At 64.8% G+C, this 17127-nt stretch carries 12 protein-coding genes; 5 read left to right on the plus strand and 7 right to left on the minus strand.

Annotation, left to right across the window (positions count from 1 at the left end):
• The first annotated feature begins 22 nt into the window (after nucleotides 1–22).
• Together IE101_RS02825 and IE101_RS02830 are read left to right on the plus strand one after the other, a co-directional pair.
• Nucleotides 23–1198 carry a multidrug effflux MFS transporter gene (locus IE101_RS02825; RefSeq protein WP_189632722.1) on the plus strand — a complete coding sequence of 392 codons (1176 nt, stop codon included), beginning with the start codon at nucleotides 23–25 and terminating at the stop codon, nucleotides 1196–1198.
• Nucleotides 1199–1338: 140 nt separating this feature from the next.
• Nucleotides 1339–2772: a calcium-binding protein gene (locus IE101_RS02830; RefSeq protein WP_189632267.1), complete on the plus strand. Its 1434-nt coding sequence runs from the start codon at nucleotides 1339–1341 to the stop codon at nucleotides 2770–2772.
• A 54-nt stretch (nucleotides 2773–2826) separates the two neighbouring features.
• Here the strand turns inward: IE101_RS02830 and mfd are convergent, their stop codons facing one another.
• Both mfd and IE101_RS02840 read right to left on the minus strand, forming a co-directional pair.
• On the minus strand, nucleotides 2827–6462 hold the full coding sequence (gene mfd, locus IE101_RS02835; RefSeq protein ID WP_189632268.1) for a transcription-repair coupling factor: 3636 nt from the start codon (nucleotides 6460–6462) through the stop codon (nucleotides 2827–2829).
• Nucleotides 6463–6495: 33 nt separating this feature from the next.
• Nucleotides 6496–7020, minus strand: a complete 525-nt coding sequence (locus IE101_RS02840; protein WP_189632269.1) for a component of SufBCD complex — start codon at nucleotides 7018–7020, stop codon at nucleotides 6496–6498.
• Between the two features lie 174 nt (nucleotides 7021–7194).
• Between IE101_RS02840 and hemB the strand changes: the two genes are divergently transcribed.
• Together hemB and IE101_RS02850 are read left to right on the plus strand one after the other, a co-directional pair.
• The gene (hemB, locus tag IE101_RS02845; RefSeq protein ID WP_189632270.1) at nucleotides 7195–8193 is read left to right on the plus strand and encodes a porphobilinogen synthase; all 999 of its coding nucleotides are present in this window, start codon (nucleotides 7195–7197) and stop codon (nucleotides 8191–8193) included.
• Between the two features lie 119 nt (nucleotides 8194–8312).
• Nucleotides 8313–8861, plus strand: a complete 549-nt coding sequence (locus IE101_RS02850) for a lipid-binding SYLF domain-containing protein (protein ID WP_189632271.1) — start codon at nucleotides 8313–8315, stop codon at nucleotides 8859–8861.
• A gap of 132 nt (nucleotides 8862–8993) precedes the next feature.
• On the opposite strand, the gene IE101_RS02855 is transcribed toward IE101_RS02850, so the two are convergent.
• The gene (locus IE101_RS02855; protein ID WP_189632272.1) at nucleotides 8994–9860 is read right to left on the minus strand and encodes an NAD(P)-dependent oxidoreductase; all 867 of its coding nucleotides are present in this window, start codon (nucleotides 9858–9860) and stop codon (nucleotides 8994–8996) included.
• 93 nt (nucleotides 9861–9953) lie between these two features.
• Between IE101_RS02855 and IE101_RS02860 the strand changes: the two genes are divergently transcribed.
• Nucleotides 9954–12431: a penicillin acylase family protein gene (locus IE101_RS02860; RefSeq protein ID WP_189632273.1), complete on the plus strand. Its 2478-nt coding sequence runs from the start codon at nucleotides 9954–9956 to the stop codon at nucleotides 12429–12431.
• A 95-nt stretch (nucleotides 12432–12526) separates the two neighbouring features.
• Here the strand turns inward: IE101_RS02860 and hflX are convergent, their stop codons facing one another.
• The 4 genes from hflX to trkA all read right to left on the minus strand — a co-directional run bounded on the left by hflX (nucleotide 12527) and on the right by trkA (nucleotide 17110).
• Nucleotides 12527–13765, minus strand: a complete 1239-nt coding sequence (hflX, locus tag IE101_RS02865) for a GTPase HflX (RefSeq protein WP_189632723.1) — start codon at nucleotides 13763–13765, stop codon at nucleotides 12527–12529.
• Nucleotides 13766–13863: 98 nt separating this feature from the next.
• Nucleotides 13864–14097, minus strand: coding sequence for an RNA chaperone Hfq (hfq, locus tag IE101_RS02870; protein WP_054303569.1), 234 nt, complete (start codon nucleotides 14095–14097; stop codon nucleotides 13864–13866).
• Nucleotides 14098–14234: 137 nt separating this feature from the next.
• Entirely contained in the window at nucleotides 14235–15707 is a 1473-nt protein-coding gene (locus IE101_RS02875) for a potassium transporter TrkG (RefSeq protein ID WP_229804021.1), read from the minus strand.
• Between the two features lie 26 nt (nucleotides 15708–15733).
• Nucleotides 15734–17110: a Trk system potassium transporter TrkA gene (trkA, locus tag IE101_RS02880; protein WP_189632275.1), complete on the minus strand. Its 1377-nt coding sequence runs from the start codon at nucleotides 17108–17110 to the stop codon at nucleotides 15734–15736.
• Nucleotides 17111–17127: the final 17 nt, after the last annotated feature.

Below are 17127 nucleotides of genomic sequence, written 5' to 3' on the forward strand. Positions count from 1 at the left end.
CGCGCCGCCGCCCCGCCTGTCGATGGGCGAATTCATCGCACTGATCGCGATGCTGTTTGCCACCATCGCCTTTTCCATCGATGCCATGTTACCCGCCCTGCCGCAGATCGCGGCGGAACTGAGCCCCGATGCCCCCAACACCGCGCAGCTGGTGGTCACAAGCTTCGTCTTGGGCATGGGGGTGGGCACGCTCTTTGCCGGGCCGCTGTCCGACACATTCGGGCGCAAGACCGTGATCATCGCGGGGGCGCTGCTCTATTGTGCCGCGGCCTTCGTGGCAAGCCTTGCCCCCAGCCTTGAGGGGTTGCTGATGGCGCGGGTGCTGCAAGGCCTTGGCGCGGCCGGGCCGCGGGTCGTCTCGCTCGCGCTGGTGCGCGACCTCTACAAGGGGCGCGAGATGGCGCGGGTGATGAGCTTTGCCATGATGATCTTCACGCTGGTGCCCGCCGTGGCGCCCTTGGCGGGCAGCTTCATCATCGCGGGCTTCGGCTGGCGCAGCATCTTTCTGGCCTTCATCCTCTTCTCGCTGATCTCGTGCCTTTGGCTTTCGGTCCGCCAGCCGGAGACCCTGCCCCGCGCCGCGCGGCGACCGCTGGAGGCGGCGGCACTGGCCTCGGCCCTGCGCGATGTTCTGACGAACCGGGTCGTGGTCATGTCGATCGCGGTGCAGACGCTGTGCTTTGCGGTGCTGTTCGGGACCATCTCCTCAACCCAGCAGATCTTCGGCACCTATTTCGGCCGGGGTGAGAGCTTCCCGCTGTGGTTTGCGCTGATCGCCATGATGTCGGGCAGCGCGAGCCTTCTGAACGCGGCGCTGGTGGTGCGGCTGGGGATGCGACTGCTGATCAGCTGGACGCTGCGGGGGCAGCTGGTGCTGTCTGTGGCTTTCGGGTTGATCCTGTGGACCGGCGCGACAGAGGGCAATCTGACCTTCGCCCTTTATGTTGTCTGGACGACCAGTGTCTTCATGCTGGCAGGCCTGACGCTGGGGAACCTGAACGCCCTGGCGCTGGAGCCGCTGGGCCATATTGCGGGCATGGCAGCTTCGGTCACCGGGGCGCTGGCGACGGTGCTGGCCGTGGGCCTCGCCGCGCCGCTGGGTCTGGCCTTCGACGGCACCCCCCTGCCACTGGTCCTTGGGGTCGCGGGTCTTGTCGCCCTTGCGGCATTGGTCATGTCAGCGCTGCCACGGCGCTGACCCATACTTTTTTCTTAAAACCATACCAAATCACACAGAAAGCAAACCTTCGTCCAGATTTCGCCCCAAAGCCACGTTACCTCGCGTTCAATGGAACAGGTCCAGACCCCATTCTAACAAAGTCTGTGAGGATTAACGGCATGACGACTTACGCACTTTCCGGCATCCAGGTGACGTTCTCGAGCGGCACCGCCAGCGCAATTACCAGCAGCAATATGAATATCGTCGTCGGCGACGGCACCTTCACGTTCCGCGCCACGGCCACCACCCCCTCGGGGACCGGCTTTTCTCCGATCAGCCTGACGACCACTGGCACCGCGCGTCTGGCGGGCATCTCGGTCGGGGGGACGCGGGTGGACCTGAACAGCCAGGGCTCGATCGCCCAATACAGCTGGGCGCCCGACAATGCGGCCCTGATCCTGCGCGTCGCCACGGGCGCCAACCAGTTCAGCTATTTCGTGCTGGATGGGGACCCGCTGCCCGCCTTCGCCAGCGCCTCGGCCTATAACACCTTCATCGCCGGGCTGACGGATGTGACCTCGCTCGGCTCGGAAATGGCCGCCGGCATCACCCGCCCCGGCTATTCCATGTATCCCTCGACCCTGACCGGCGTCACCACCAGCCAGGATGACGTTGTCATCGGCGGTGTGGGCAATGACTGGAGCGTGAATGCCCTGAAAACCGGGATTGGCAACGACGCCATCACCGGCCTTGCAATCAAGGACATCGTGTATGCAGGGGCGGGCCATGACACCGTCGAAGCCGGGGCCGGCAACGACAGCATCTTTGCCGGTACCGGCAATGACCAGCTTGGCGGGGGCGACGGCAATGACGTGCTGAACGGTGACGACGGCGCAGACGTGATTTATGGCGACGCCGGGTTGGACACCATTGATGGCGGCCTCGGCAACGACACGATCTTTGGCGGCGATGATGCCGACCGAATCACCGGCAATTCGGGCGCAGACAGCCTTGTTGGCGGCAACGGCAATGACACCGTGAACGGCGCTTCGGGCAACGACTTTCTCTCGGGTGGGGCCGGGGCTGACAGCCTGCTGGGCGGTTACGACAACGACACCATCACCGGCGGCATGGATGCCGACGTGATCAGGGGCGAAGCGGGCGGCGACTCGATCACCGGCGATCAGGGCAATGACAGCCTTTATGGCGGTTACGGCAATGACACCATCTTCGGCGGCAGCGAAGATGATGTCATCGAAGGCGGGATCGGCGCGGATGCGCTGACGGGCGGTTCGGGCGCCGATACCGTGCGCGGCGGCGATGGCGTCGACACCATCAACGGCGGCACGGGCGACGATGCGCTGGCTGGCGGCGGCGGGGCGGACTTCTTCGACTTCAACGCCGGCAGCGGCGCCGACACCGTGACGGGCTTTGTTGACAACCTCGATACGCTGCGGATCGACTCGAGCTTTGGCTTTGCCGATGCGGCGGCGGTGCTGGCTTCGGCGGAACAGGTCGGGACCTCGGTCGTCATCACGCTGGATGCCGATGACTCGATCGTGCTGACGAACATCCGTCTGGCGCAGCTTGCCAACGACATCAGCATCATCTGATCCCTGCGGGTCAGAAACGGGAAAGGGGGCCGCGCGGCCCCCTTTTTCATGCCGTCACGACCGGCGGAAAGGCGGGATCACCTTGCCCCCCCGCGCGCCGGGCTTGGCACCCGGCCGGGCACCGGGGCGCAGCCCGGCGGGCTGGGGCGGCGGGGCGGCGGCCTTGGCCTTGGCCGCGGCTTCGGCGGGCGTCACGCTGCCCGGCACCGCCTTGGCCTTTTCGGCGCTGCCTTCGGGGCGCAGGATCTTTTCCGCCAAATCGCGGGCCACGGCAAAGGCGCCCTTGATGCGGTCGCTTTCGGACGGCCAGTCCACCCCGATGACGATCTTGTTGCCCGCCACCCGCGCGGCCCCCGCCTGCGCCTGCAGGAATTCCACGAGGCCGGTGGGATTGGCGAATTTGTCATTGTGGAACTGCACCGTCACGCCCTTCGGCCCCGCATCCAGCCGCGAAATCCCGGCCTTCTTGCACATGGCCTTGATCCGCACGACCAGAAGCAGGGTATTCACCTCTTTGGGCAGCGGGCCGAAGCGGTCGATCAGCTCGGCGGCAAAGCCCTCCAACTCGACCTTGGTGGTCAGATGGCTGAGACGGCGGTAAAGCCCCAGACGGATGTCGAGATCCGGCACATAATCCTCGGGGATCAGGACCGGCACGCCCAGGTTGATCTGCGGCGCCCAGGCATCATCCACCGGGGCCAGACCGTTGATTTCACCGGATTTGATCTTGGCAATCGTCTCTTCCAGCATCTGCTGGTAAAGCTCGTATCCCACTTCCTTGATATGGCCTGACTGTTCCTCGCCCAGAAGGTTCCCGGCGCCGCGCAGATCAAGGTCATGGCTGGCCAGGTTGAACCCGGCACCAAGGCTGTCGAGGCTGGCCAGCAGCTTCAGCCGCTTTTGCGCCTGCGGCGTCAGCACCGCGCGGGGCTTCGTCGTGAGATAGCAATAGGCGCGGGTCTTGGACCGGCCCACCCGCCCGCGGATCTGATAAAGCTGGCTCAGGCCGAACATATCGGCGCGATGCACGATCATCGTATTGGCGGTCGGAATATCAAGGCCGCTTTCCACGATGGTCGTGGCCAGCAGCACGTCATATTTGCCGTCGTAGAATTCGTTCATGCGTTCATCCAGATCGCCCGCCGCAAGCTGACCATGCGCCACGACATAGGACACCTCGGGGACATGGGTTTTCAAGAATTCCTCGATCTCGGGCAGGTCTGACAGGCGCGGGACGACAAAGAAGCTCTGCCCGCCGCGATAGCGTTCGCGCAACAGCGCCTCGCGCAGGGTGACGGTGTCGAATTCGCTCACATAGGTGCGGATCGCCAGACGGTCGACCGGCGGCGTCGCGATGATCGACAGATCCCGCACCCCCGTCAGCGACAGTTGCAGCGTCCGCGGAATGGGCGTTGCCGTCAGGGTCAGCACATGCACCTCGGCCCGCATCTCCTTGAGTCGTTCCTTGTGGGCCACGCCGAAATGCTGTTCCTCATCGATGATCAGCAACCCAAGGTTCTTGAACTTGATCCCCTTGGCCAAAAGCGCATGGGTGCCGACGCAGATATCGACGGTGCCCTCCTCCAACCCTTTGCGGGTGGCGGCGGCATCCTTGGCGGAAACAAAGCGCGACAGCGGCCGCACCTCCATCGGGAAGCCGCGGAAGCGTTCGGCGAAACTGCGGTAATGCTGGCGGGCCAGAAGCGTGGTCGGGCAGATCACCGCCACCTGCATCCCGGCCATGGCGGCGATGAAGGCCGCACGCATGGCGACCTCGGTCTTGCCGAAACCCACATCGCCCACGACCAGACGGTCCATCGGGCTTCCGGCCTCAAGATCGCTGACCACATCGGAAATCGCCGACAGCTGATCGTCGGTTTCCTGATAGGGGAAACGGGCAGAGAAGGCCTCCCATGCGGAATGGGGGGCATCTAGGATGGGCGCGTGGCGCAGATGCCGTTCGGCGGCGATCCGCATCAGACGGTCGGCAATCTCGCGGATGCGTTCCTTGAGCTTGGCCTTCTTGGCCTGCCAGGCGCCCCCGCCCAGCCGGTCGAGCAGCCCTTCCTCATGGCCATAGCGGCTGAGAAGTTCGATGTTTTCGACCGGCAGGTAAAGCTTCGCCTCCTCGGCATAGACGAGGTGGACATATTCATGCGGCGGGCCGGCCTTGTTCGCGGGCGGCAGCGGCACGCGCAGCGTTTCCAGCCCCATGAAGCGGCCCACGCCATGTTCGACATGCACCACCAGATCGCCGGGCGTCAGGGTGCCCAGATCCTGCAGGAAGTTCTCGGCCTTGCGCTTGCGGCGGCTTTTGCCCACCAGCCGGTCGCCCAGCACATCCTGTTCAGAGATCACCGCAAGGCCGGGCGCGGTAAAGCCTTCGTCCAGCGCCCAGACAGCCACGAAAAGACCGCCCTTGCCCTCGGGGATATCGCGGATGTCCTGCACCTCGTGCGCGGCTGACAGGCCCTGATCTTCAAGCAGCCCGCGCAAACGTTCGCGCGCGCCCTCCGACCATGAGGCGATGATCACCTGCCGTTCTTCGCGCAGCGCCTTCACATGGGACGAAAGCGCGCCGAACAGGCTGATCGATTCCTGCTGGCGTTCGGGGGCGAAATTGCGCCCGATCCGCCCGCCCGCATCCAGAACCCCCGGCCCCGGCGATTGCGCCAGCGGCGAAAGCTGGATCACCCGATGCCCGCCGATGGCGGCATCAAAGGCGTTTTCATCCAGATAGAGCGCCTGCGGCGGGCAGGGTTTGTAGACGGTATCCATGCGGCCCTTGACGGCCATCTGGTCGCGCCGCGCCTCATACTGATCGACGATGCCTTCCCAACGGGCAATCCGCGCGGGCGTGACCTGATCGTCCAGCATCACCGACGCGCCCGGCAGATAGTCGAACAAGGTCTCCATCCGGTCATGGAACCAGGGCAGCCAGTGTTCCATCCCCTGATGCTTGCGCCCCGCACTGACCGCCTCATACAGCGGGTCATCGGTCGTTGCGCCAAATTCGATGCGATAGGTCTGGCGAAAGCGGGTGATCGAAGCCTCGTCCAGCATGATCTCGGACATGGGCGCAAGGTCGATTGTCGTCAGCTTCTCGGTGGTGCGCTGGGTTTCGGCGTCAAAGCGGCGCAACCCATCCAGCACGTCACCAAAGAAATCCAGCCGCACCGGCCCGCTGTCGCCCGGCGGGAAGATATCGACAATGCCGCCGCGCACGGCAAAATCGCCCGGTTCGGTCACCGTCGCCACCTGGGAAAACCCCATGCGGACAAGGAAGGTTTTCAACGCGAATTCATCGACCCGCGCCCCCACCTGTGCGCTGAAGGACGCCCCGCGCACCTGATCGCGCGCAGGCAGGCGCTGGGTCACCGCACTCAGCGTCGTCAACAGCACGAAAGGCCCCGGCACACCATGCGACAGCGCCGCCAGCGTCGCCATCCGGCGGGCCGAGATCTCGGGGTTGGGCGAAACGCGGTCATAGGGCAGGCAATCCCAGGCCGGAAAATCCAGCACCACCGCCCCCGGCGCGAAAAAGGCCAGCGCGGCGCGCATCGCTTCCATCCGCTTGTCATCGCGCGCGACATGCACGACCGGCCGTCCGCGGGACAGCTCTTTCGCCAAAAGCCGCGCGTCATATCCTTCGGGCGCCCCGCCGAGGATGATCCTTGCCTGTTCCGCCATCTGGCCCTGACCTGTCCTGTCTTGCGTGCCGCCTCAGTTCAGCACGCTGATCGTCATGTTCTGATACATGCCATAAATGGAGGTGATCAGAATCGACACCATCCCGATCGCCTGCACCGCCAGACGTAGCTTGATCAGCCGCGCCTGCAATGCCTCGCCCCGGTGTTCGCCATCCGCAATACGATGCGCGGCCCAAAGCGACAGCCCCCAGACCGCCGTCAGCGGGAACATCAGGCAGAAGACTGCCTGCGCGAATTCGATGCGATAGCCGAAACCTGCCACCCCCAGCACTGTCAGGACAAAGGCCACGAAGCCCACGATCCAAAGGCCCGACATATGGGTGATGTAAAGCAGCCGGTTCACATTGACACGGGCCAGCGTCTCCAGATCCTCTTGCGCCTGCCCGCCCTTGCGCCGCGCCCGCAGCACCATGTCGAAGGGCACACCCAATATGCGGTGGCTGACCATCCACCACTGCACGCAAAGCATGATCCAGAACCAGAGATTCGAGAAGGACCGCATGTCGATCAGCTCGACGATCGTCTGGTAAAGCTCCACGCGCAGGCTCCGAAACAACGGGCCACCGGAGGGGGTATCGCCGGCGGCGTCAGGCAGTCTGCGGCATTCCTAACCTTGCGATGCGGCTTTTTCCATGGCAGGCAGAAAAAAATCCGCACAGGTCCTTCGGGGCGTTGCGGCTGTGCCAGCCTTTGCCCGCCAGAAGGAGCCGTCATGCGCCCGATCCAAGCCGCCTACCCCGCCGCCCGCTTCCGCCGCATCCGGCGCAGCGACAGCCTCCGGCGCCTGACGCAGGAAACGGTGCTGACGGTCGATGATCTGATCTGGCCGATTTTCATCCGCGATGGCGAAGGCGTGCAGGAACCGATCAGCTCGATGCCGGGGGTGTTCCGCCTTTCGATCGACATGGCGGTGAAGGCGGCCGAACAGGCGGCGGGCCTCGGCATTCCGGCGATCTGTCTCTTTCCCTACACCGACCCTTCGGTCAAGACCGAGACCTGCGAAGAGGCCTGGAACCCCGACAACCTGACCAACCGCTGCATCCGCGCGATCAAGGCCGCCGTGCCCGACATCGCGATTATGACCGATATCGCGCTCGATCCCTACAACGCCAATGGGCATGACGGGCTGGTGCGCGATGGCATCATCCTGAACGATGAAACCATCGAGGCGCTGGTCCGCATGGCGCTGGTGCAGGCCGATTGCGGGGCCGATATCCTCGGGCCGTCCGACATGATGGATGGCCGCATCGGCGCGATCCGCACCGCGTTGGAGGGGGCGGGCCACAAGGATGTGACGATCCTCAGCTATTCCGCCAAATATGCCTCGGCCTTCTACGGGCCCTTCCGCGATGCCGTGGGGGCGTCCGGCGCGCTCAAGGGCGACAAGAAGACCTATCAGATGAACCCCGGCAACAGCGATGAGGCCCTGCGCCTGATCGAACGCGACCTGCGCGAAGGCGCCGACATGGTGATGGTGAAACCGGGGATGCCCTATCTCGACATCTGCCGCCGCGTGAAGGACGCATTCGGCGTGCCGACCTATGCCTACCAGGTGTCAGGCGAATACGCGATGATCCGGGGCGCCGCCGACCGCGGCTGGATCAAGGGCGAGGCCGCGATGATGGAAAGCCTTCTGTGCTTCAAGCGCGCGGGCTGCGATGGCATCCTCACCTATTTCGCGCCCGAGGTGGCACGGCTTCTGCGCGGCTGACCGCCCCGGCAAGCCGCCGCCGAAGGCCCCGCGCAAATCGTGACAGCCGCCCATAAAACCGCTATATCTGGGAAACAGACCCGAAGACGGGCAATTGACCCTTGGGCAGTGAGGCAGAGATGATTTCCAGACGGACCCTGATCGGCAGTGCCGGTGCGGCGCTTGCACTTTCCGCCTGCGGCAATGGCATCGGCAGCAATGGCGCCGCCATGATCGACGCGCGGGTCGATGAAACCCGGAACTACCTGTTCGGCCAATACCCCGGCACGCGCGATCTCGCGGGCAAGGCCTTTGGCGTGCTGTATATGCCGCTCGTCACCGAGGCGGGCTTCGGCATCGGCGGGGCCTTCGGGCGCGGCGCGCTGCGCATCAATGACGTGACGGTCGATTACTACAGTGCCGCCAAGGCCTCGGTCGGCTTCCAGATCGGCGCGCAGCAATATGCCCATGCGCTGTTTTTCATGACGGAATCGGCCCTTGCCGATTTCCGCCGCTCACAGGGCTGGGCCGCGGGGGCCGACCTGAAATACGCCACGCCGGAACAGGGGGCGAGCATCGGGAAAGACACGACCGAAATGGACCCCGTCATCGCCCTTGTTTTCGGACAGGCAGGCCTGATCGCCGGCGCCACGCTATCGGGCACCAAATACACCCGCATCATCCCGTAAAGCATCGCCAAACACGGGCAAAACCGCCGGGGGCCAAAACCCGGCCTTCCTGTTCACCTTGGCAAAAATATCCTCGGGGGGAAGGGCCGCAGGCCCGCGGGGGGCAGACAGCCCCCCGCGCCGACGCCCGCCTCAGCGTGTCAGCCGCCGGATCAGCGACGAGGTGTCGTTGCGCCCGCCGCCCATCAGCTGCACTTCCTTGTAGAACTGGTCGATCAGTGCGGTGATCGGCAGGCTTGCCCCGATCTCGTCGGCGGTGGCCAGACAGATCCCCAGATCCTTCCGCATCCAGTCCACGGCAAAGCCGAAGTCGAACTCATCGGCCAGCATGGTCTTGTGCCGATTGGCCATCTGCCAGCTGCCGGCGGCGCCCTGGCTGATCACCTCGACCACGGCCGCGCCGTCCAGACCCGCCTTCTGACCAAAGGCCAGCGCTTCGGCCAGACCCTGCACCAGCCCGGCGATGCAGATCTGGTTCATCATCTTGGCCAGCTGCCCGGCGCCACTATCCCCCAGGCGACGGCAGATGCGCGCGTAGGCGGCGATCACCGGCTCGGCCCGGTCGTAATCCACCTGCGCGCCGCCGCACATCACCGACAGCACGCCATTCTGCGCCCCGGCCTGCCCGCCCGACACCGGCGCATCGACAAAGCCCTTGCCCTCGGCCGCGGCCACCGCCGCCAACTCGCGCGTGACCTGCGCCGAAACGGTGGTGTGGTCCACAAACACCGTGCCCGCCGCCATGCCCGCAAAGGCGCCCTCCGGCCCCAGACAGACCGACCGCAGATCATCATCATTGCCCACGCAGGCCATCACGAAATCGGCGCCCATGGCGGCCTCGCGCGGCGTCGGCATCGCCCGCCCACCATGCTCTGCGGCCCAGGCCTCGGCCTTGGCGAAGGTGCGGTTATAGACCGTCACCTCATGACCCTTGGCCTGCAGATGCCCGGCCATGGGATAGCCCATGACCCCCAGACCCAGAAATGCGACTTTCGCCATGGTGATCCCTCCTGCGATTGCTCCTTGCCGCAGGATGGACTAGGAACCCAACTCGGTTTCAAGGTCAAGGAACCCGACAGAAGGACCCTTCCCATGCTCGAGCTTTTCCGCTGGCTGATCCGCATCGTGACCGGCCTTATCGTGATGGCGGTGCTGGCGGTCGTGATCGCCTATTGGTTCCTGTCGCGATCCCTGATCGACTATGATGAGGATTTCACCGTCGCAGGGATTTCGGCCCCGGTGGATATCGTCCGCAACAACGACAACGTGCCGCATATCTTCGGCAAGACCGATGCCGATGTCTTTTACGCGCTGGGATTTGTCCACGCGCAGGACAGGCTCTGGCAGATGACGATGTTGCGCCGCACCGCCGAGGGCCGCCTGTCCGAGCTGTTCGGGACCCGCACTCTGCGGATTGACGAACTCATGCGCCGCTACGATCTGGAAACCCTCGCCCGCGAGGCGCTGGCGGAACAGGACGCGCCCACCCGTGCCGCGCTTGAAGCCTATTCCGCAGGCGTCAATGCCTGGATCGCGCAGGTGAACAAGGATGCGCGGGGGCGCGGCGCGCCCGAATTCTTCTTCTTCTCGAAAGAAATCGCCGCTTGGCAACCGACCGACAGCCTTGCCATCCTCAAGCTGATGGCGCTGCAGCTGTCGGGCCAGATCGAGAATGAGGTGATCCGCGCCCGCATGTCGCTGCTGCTGCCGGGCCCGCGCCTGCGCGATATCCTGCCCGATGATCCGGGTCAGGGCGTGGCGGCGCTGCCGGATTATGCCAGCCTCGTGCCCGGTGTCGCGCCCTCCGAGATGCCGCTGCAGATTGCCGGCGATGTGCTTTCGCCCTTCCCGCGGCGCGATTTTGCCGGGGCGTCGAATGCCTGGGCCGCGGCGCCCTCGCGCTCGGCCGCGGGAGGATCGCTTCTTGCCAATGATCCGCATCTGGGCTTTACCGCCCCGTCGCTCTGGTATCTCGCGCGGCTGGAGCTGCAATCGGGCGGCGTGATCGGCGCCACCATCCCCGGCATGCCCGCCGTGCTGGTGGGGCGGTCCGATCAGCTGGGCTGGGGCCTCACCTCGGCCTATGTCGATGATCAGGATCTCTTCATCGAAGAGGTAAACCCCGAGAACACCACGCAATACCGCACGCCTGACGGCTGGAAGGACTTCGTCACCCGCCGCACGATCATCCAGGTCAAGGATGCCGAACCCGTCACCATCACCCTGCGCTGGACCGACAACGGCCCGGTGATGCCGGGGTCGCATTACGACCTCGCTTCCATCACGCCTGCGGGGCATGTCGTCTCGCTGGGATGGACGGCGCTGACGGGCAAGGACAAATCCATGAGCGCGGCGCTTCAGCTCATGCGCGCGCAGACCCGCGCCGAGGCGATCGAGGCCGGGCGGCAGTTCGTCGCCCCTGCCCAGAACCTGATGCTGGCCGATCGTCAGGGCGTGGCGATGCAGGTCATCGGCGCCCTGCCGCTGCGCGATCCCAAGCACCAAAGCCAGGGCCGCATCCCCGCCCCCGGCTGGCTAGCCGAAAACCGCTGGCAGGGCATCCTGCCCTATGAGGACAACCCCAGTTTCGTCGATCCGGTCAGTGGCATCCTCGGCAATACCAACAACAAGACCGTTGACCGCCCCTTCCCGATGCATGTCAGCTTTGACTGGGGCGATACGCAGCGTATCCAACGTTGGCTGACGCTGATGAAAACCCGTGAGGTGCATACCCGCGAAAGCTTTATCGAGGCGCAGCTTGATACCGTCAGCCCCGCCGCGCGCAACGTGCTGCCGCTGGTCGGGGCCGATCTGTGGTTCACGGGCGAGCCCGCGCCGGAAGGCACGCCCGAACGGATGCGGCAAAAGGCGCTGGATCTGCTGGCAAAATGGAACGGCGAGATGAACGAACATCTGCCCGAACCGCTGATCTATCAGGCCTGGATGCGGACCCTGCAGGACAAGCTGATCCGCGACGACATCGGGCCGATGGCGGATGAATTCATCCATGTGGAACCACTGTTCCTGGAACGGGTCTACCGCGATGTCGAAGGTGCCTCGGCCTGGTGCGACGTGGTGCAATCGGCCGTTAAGGAAAGCTGCACCGATATCGCCCGCATCGCGCTGGACGAGGCGTTGCTGCGCCTGTCGGAAAGCTATGGCCCCAATGTGGAAAGCTGGCGCTGGGGCGATCTGCACCAGGCGGCGCAGGATCACCCGGTTCTGGGCGACATCCCGGTGCTGCGCTATTTCGTGAATATTCGCCAAAGCACCAGCGGCGACGACCATACGCTGATGCGTGGCCGCACGGCGGGCAAGGGCAGCAACCCCTATCTGAACGTGCATGGTGCAGGCTACCGCGGGGTCTATGACTTTGCCGATCCCGACAGTTCGGTCTTCATCACCTCGACCGGGCAGTCGGGCCATCCTCTGAGCCGCCATTACGACAATCTGGGCGAACGCTGGCGGCGCGGAGAGTATATTCCCATGAGCCTCGACCCCGCGCTTGCCCGCGCCGCGGCAGTGGGGGAAACGGTGTTGACCCCCGAAGGCCCACCCGCTGCCGAATGAGCGGGCCCCAAAGGCCCCCGCAATAGAAAAGGCGCCACCCGGCCGGGGTTGCGCCTTTTTCCTTGGCGGTGCGGGCGGGGGCGGTGCGGGCGGGTTTACAGCTCGCGCCAGCGTTTTTCCTGCCGGGCAGTCCACAGGACGCGGATCTCCCAGCCGTCATCAGTCTGGGTTTCCTCCTGCACGACGCCTTCGGCATGCAGCCAGGCGCGGCGGCGGCCTTCGGCAAAACCCAGGGCCAGCAGGCGTTCCGTCTTTTCCTCGTCAAAGGTCTGGCTGATCGCATCAAGCAGCCGGTCCAGACCCTCGCCCGTCAGGGCCGAGACGGCAAAGACATTGTCCCGTGCCCGCGCCTGCGCAATCAGCCCCTCATGCGTGGTGGCATCGACGAGATCGAGCTTGTTCCACACCTCGAACATCGGGGTTTCCCCCTTCACGCCCAGGCTGCCCAGAATATCGGCCACATCCGCGGCCTGTTCGGCGCTTTCGGGATGGGCGATGTCGCGGACATGCAGGATCAGATCGGCCTCAAGCACCTCTTCCAGCGTGGCGCGGAAGGCCGCGACCAGCTGGGTCGGCAGGTCCGAGATGAAGCCCACCGTATCCGACAGGATCACCTTGCGCCCGGAAGGCAGCGTGACGCCCCGCATCGTCGGGTCCAGAGTGGCAAAGAGCATGTCCTTGGCCAGCACATCGGCCCCGGTCGCCCGGTTGAACAGCGTGGATTTGCCCGCGTTGGTATAGCCCACCAGCGCCACGATCGGGAACGGCACCTTGCGCCGCGCACTGCGGTGCAATTCGCGCGTCCTGACCACCTTTTCCAGCTGGCGGCGGATGCGGATGACCTGATCGTCAATCGCACGGCGATCGGCTTCTTTCTGCGTCTCGCCGGGGCCGCCGACAAAGCCGAAGCCCCCGCGCTGGCGTTCAAGGTGGGTCCAGGCGCGCACAAGGCGCGTGCGCTGATAGGACAGCGCCGCCAGTTCCACCTGCAACACCCCCTCGCGCGTGCGCGCGCGGTCGGCGAAAATCTCAAGGATCAGGCTGGTGCGGTCCAGCAGCTTGACGCCCCAGGCCTTTTCCAGATTGCGCTGCTGGATCGGGCTGACGGGACCGTCGATCAGAACCAGCTCGACATGCGCTTCCTTGAAGCGGGCCTTCAGCTCTTCAACCTTGCCCGACCCGAACAGCGTGCCGGGATGGACCCGCGACAGGCGCACGACCTCGGCCCCGAGGATCTCCATCCCCGGCAGGGCCGCAGCCAGCGAGACCGCCTCGGCCAGCCCGTGTTCAGGCAGGCGACGGGTCTTTTCGGCCTTGAGATCGGGGTGGATGATCCAAGTATGTGTCGGATGTGCCGCCGTTTCATAGGCGTCAATCCCGCCGTCCAGGGACAGCGGGTCGAAATCATCATCGTCGTCAGGAAGGTCGGAAATCAGTCTTCACCTTCATAAAGGTTGATGGGCGCACCCGGCATGATCGTCGAGATCGCATGTTTATACACCAGTTGCGATTGACCGTCACGGCGCAGGAGCACACAGAAATTGTCGAACCAGGTAATAACGCCCTGCAGCTTGACCCCGTTGATCAAAAAGATCGTCACCGGAACCTTAGCCTTCCGCACATGATTGAGGAATGCGTCCTGCAAATTCTGTTTATCGGCAGCCATTTTTCTTGCCTTTTATTGTCGCGCGGTACTGTCCGCCGCCCTCCCCCGTTTTTCCCGGATGGCAGCAGAATCAGTATGTCTGGCAAAGCGCGGAGATTCCAGCCCAAAAACAGCCCGTTACCGCAGACGCAGCGCAATCAGCGGCGCCATTGGTCCGGCGCCAGAAGCGCCAGCACGGCCAGCGCCTCGACCCGGCCCAGAATCATGGCGCCACCAAGGATTGCCTTGGCGGCAGTTCCCAGTTCGCTATAGCGCACCGGCGCCTCTGCCGCGACGGTCGCAAGCTGCCCCGTCGTGGTCAGGGCCGATATCGACAGGATCAACGCCGGGTCGAATGCCAGCCCCGCAAGCGTGAGCGCCCCGGCAACCACACCGATGGACATGGCAAACAGCATGAAGAAGACCCAGGCCACAAGGGCGCCTTCCCCCCGCAGATGCCGCTCCGAAGCGCCGCCGCCCACCACCCCATGCGGATGGACAAGCCGCGCAAGCTCGGTCTGGCCCTGCCGGAACAACGCATAGACGCGCAGCAGCTTGACCCCGCCGGCCGTGGTGGCGACCCCGCCCCCCACGATGGCCAGCCCCATCAGGATCATCCCATGGGTTTCAAGCCCCGACCAGATCCGGGCCGATCCCCAGTGTTCCGACGTGAAGCCCGTCGTGGTCAGAAAGGACAGCGTGGTATAGGCCGCCCCCCATAAGACCGAGACAAAGGCCGGCAGGTCGCCACCTTCGCTGTTCTCGATCGCGCCGACCCAATGGCGCAGCGCCAGCACCAGCGTCACGGACAGAATGATGGCCCCGGCCATCTGCACCTCGGGGTCACGCCAGGGCGGCAGATCCGGATCATCGAACAAGGCCCCCGGATAGGCGCGCCGCGTGATCCCTAGCAAGAGGAAGGCCGCGATGATCAATTCGACGCCAAAGCCGCCGACGGCTGTGCCGCCGCCCGGCAGGATGCCGCTGGTCGACAGCGTCGAAAGGGCCACGGCGAAGGCGCGAAAGCCCGGCTCGCCCATCAGAACCAGCGCGAACCACAACAGCAGCGTAAACCCCGCATAAGGCGGAAAAAGCAGAACCGCAAAACGCTGAATGCGTTCGGTCGCATCCGCAATCCGCATATCCTGCGGGCCACGCGCCCGTCCGCTGCGCCCGGTCAGAACCTCCATCCCGCCAAGGTTCATCGGCATCAGCACCGCCACCGCCATGAGCAGAATGAAGAACCCGCCCAGCCAGCCGACCAGAACCCGCCACAGATGCAGCGTTTCCGGGATCCGCTCGGCCCCTTCGTAAAGCGTGGCTCCGGTCGTGGTGAAACAGGACAGCATCTCGAACCAGGCATTCACGAACGAGGTATCGGCCACCGCCTCGGCAAAGGGCACAGCCATGATGGGCGGCAGGATCAGATAGGCCCCGATCATCGCCGCGAGATGGCTGTGCCGCGCATCGCGCGCAGCCCGGTCGACCGTGGCAAGGCCGATCATCACGGTCAGCATCCCGAGGCCGCAGGCGGCATAAAAGAACGGCCGACCGGCCGCCGCATTGCCCACCGCATAGCCATGGACCGCCGGCGCGAGCATGGCCAGCGCCGTCAACCCCAGCAGGATCACCAGCAATGGAAGATCCCAGAGCCGCATCAGAAGAAATCGATGGAAACTTGCAGCAACCGCTCGACCTCGCGGACATCCTTGGCCATCACGAACATGGCGATGACATCGCCCTCGTCAATCCGCAGATCGCCGGTCGGCTTCAGAACCTTCTCGCCCTTCATCACCGCGCCGACCAGCACGCCTTCGGGGAAAGCGATGTCGCGCACCTGATGCCCTGCCAGCGGCGAGGTGCCCAGCACCTGCGCCTCAATCACCTCGGCCTCGGCATCACCGATGGAATAGATCGCCCGCACCCGCCCGTGGCGCACATGGCGCAGGATCGAGGACACCGTGGTCGCCCGCGGGTTGATATAGGCATCCACATCCAGCGCCGACAGCAGCGGCACGAGCGTCGGATCGTTCACCAGCGCAATCGCCATAGGACAGCCGACCGATTTTGCCCGCACCGCAACCAGCATATTGGTCTTGTCGTCATCCGTCACCGCCAGCACGGCATCGGCACGGTCGACGCTGGCCTCCATCAGCAGGTCGATATCCATGCCGTCGCCATTCAGCACGATGGTGCGCGACAGGTTGTCGGCGGCGTATTCCGCGCGCGCGCGGTCATGTTCGATGACGCGCACCCGAACACGGTCCACCTGCGCCTCAAGGGCCCGGGCCACCGCCAACCCGACATTGCCCCCCCCCACGATCACCACACGCTCTTGCTTGCGGTTGGATTTGCCAAAGATTTCCAGGGTCCGCCCCAGGTCTTCGACATGCGAGAAGACATAGATCTGATCGCCCGCGAACAGCTGATCGCCGGCCTCGGGCGCGAAAAGCCGCCCCTCGCGCCGCACCCCCACCACAATCGCCCGCAGGGTTGCGAAAAGCTCGTTCAACTGCCGGAGCGGGGTGTTCAGCACGGGGCAGTCCTCGGCCAGATCAATGCCCAGAAGCTGCGCGCGGCCCCCCATGAAACTTTCGGTATCAAAGGTCGCGGGCGCCGCAAGGCGCTGCATCGCAGCCTCGGCCACCTCGCGTTCGGGGCTGATCACCACGTCAATCGGCAGATGGTCGCGCCGATAAAGATCGGAATAAAGCGGCATGGAATAGTTCTGCGCCCGCAGCCGCGCGATCTTGCGCGGGACACCGAACACCGAATGGGCCACCTGGCAGGTGACCATGTTCACCTCGTCGGAGTGGGTGGCCGCGATGATCATGTCGGCATCGCGCGCACCGGCCTTTTCCAGCACATCGGGATATGAGGCAAAGCCCGTAACCCCCTGCACATCCAGCGTTTCCGACGCGCGGCGCACCAGTTCGGCATTGCTGTCGACGACCGTCACGTCGTTGCGCTCGGACGAGAGATGGCGGGCGATCTGCCAGCCGACCTGTCCCGCGCCACAGATGATCACTTTCATCGGAAGGCCCCCGCTAA

Source organism: Gemmobacter lanyuensis (assembly GCF_014652355.1).
GTDB classification, from domain to species: domain Bacteria; phylum Pseudomonadota; class Alphaproteobacteria; order Rhodobacterales; family Rhodobacteraceae; genus Gemmobacter; species Gemmobacter lanyuensis.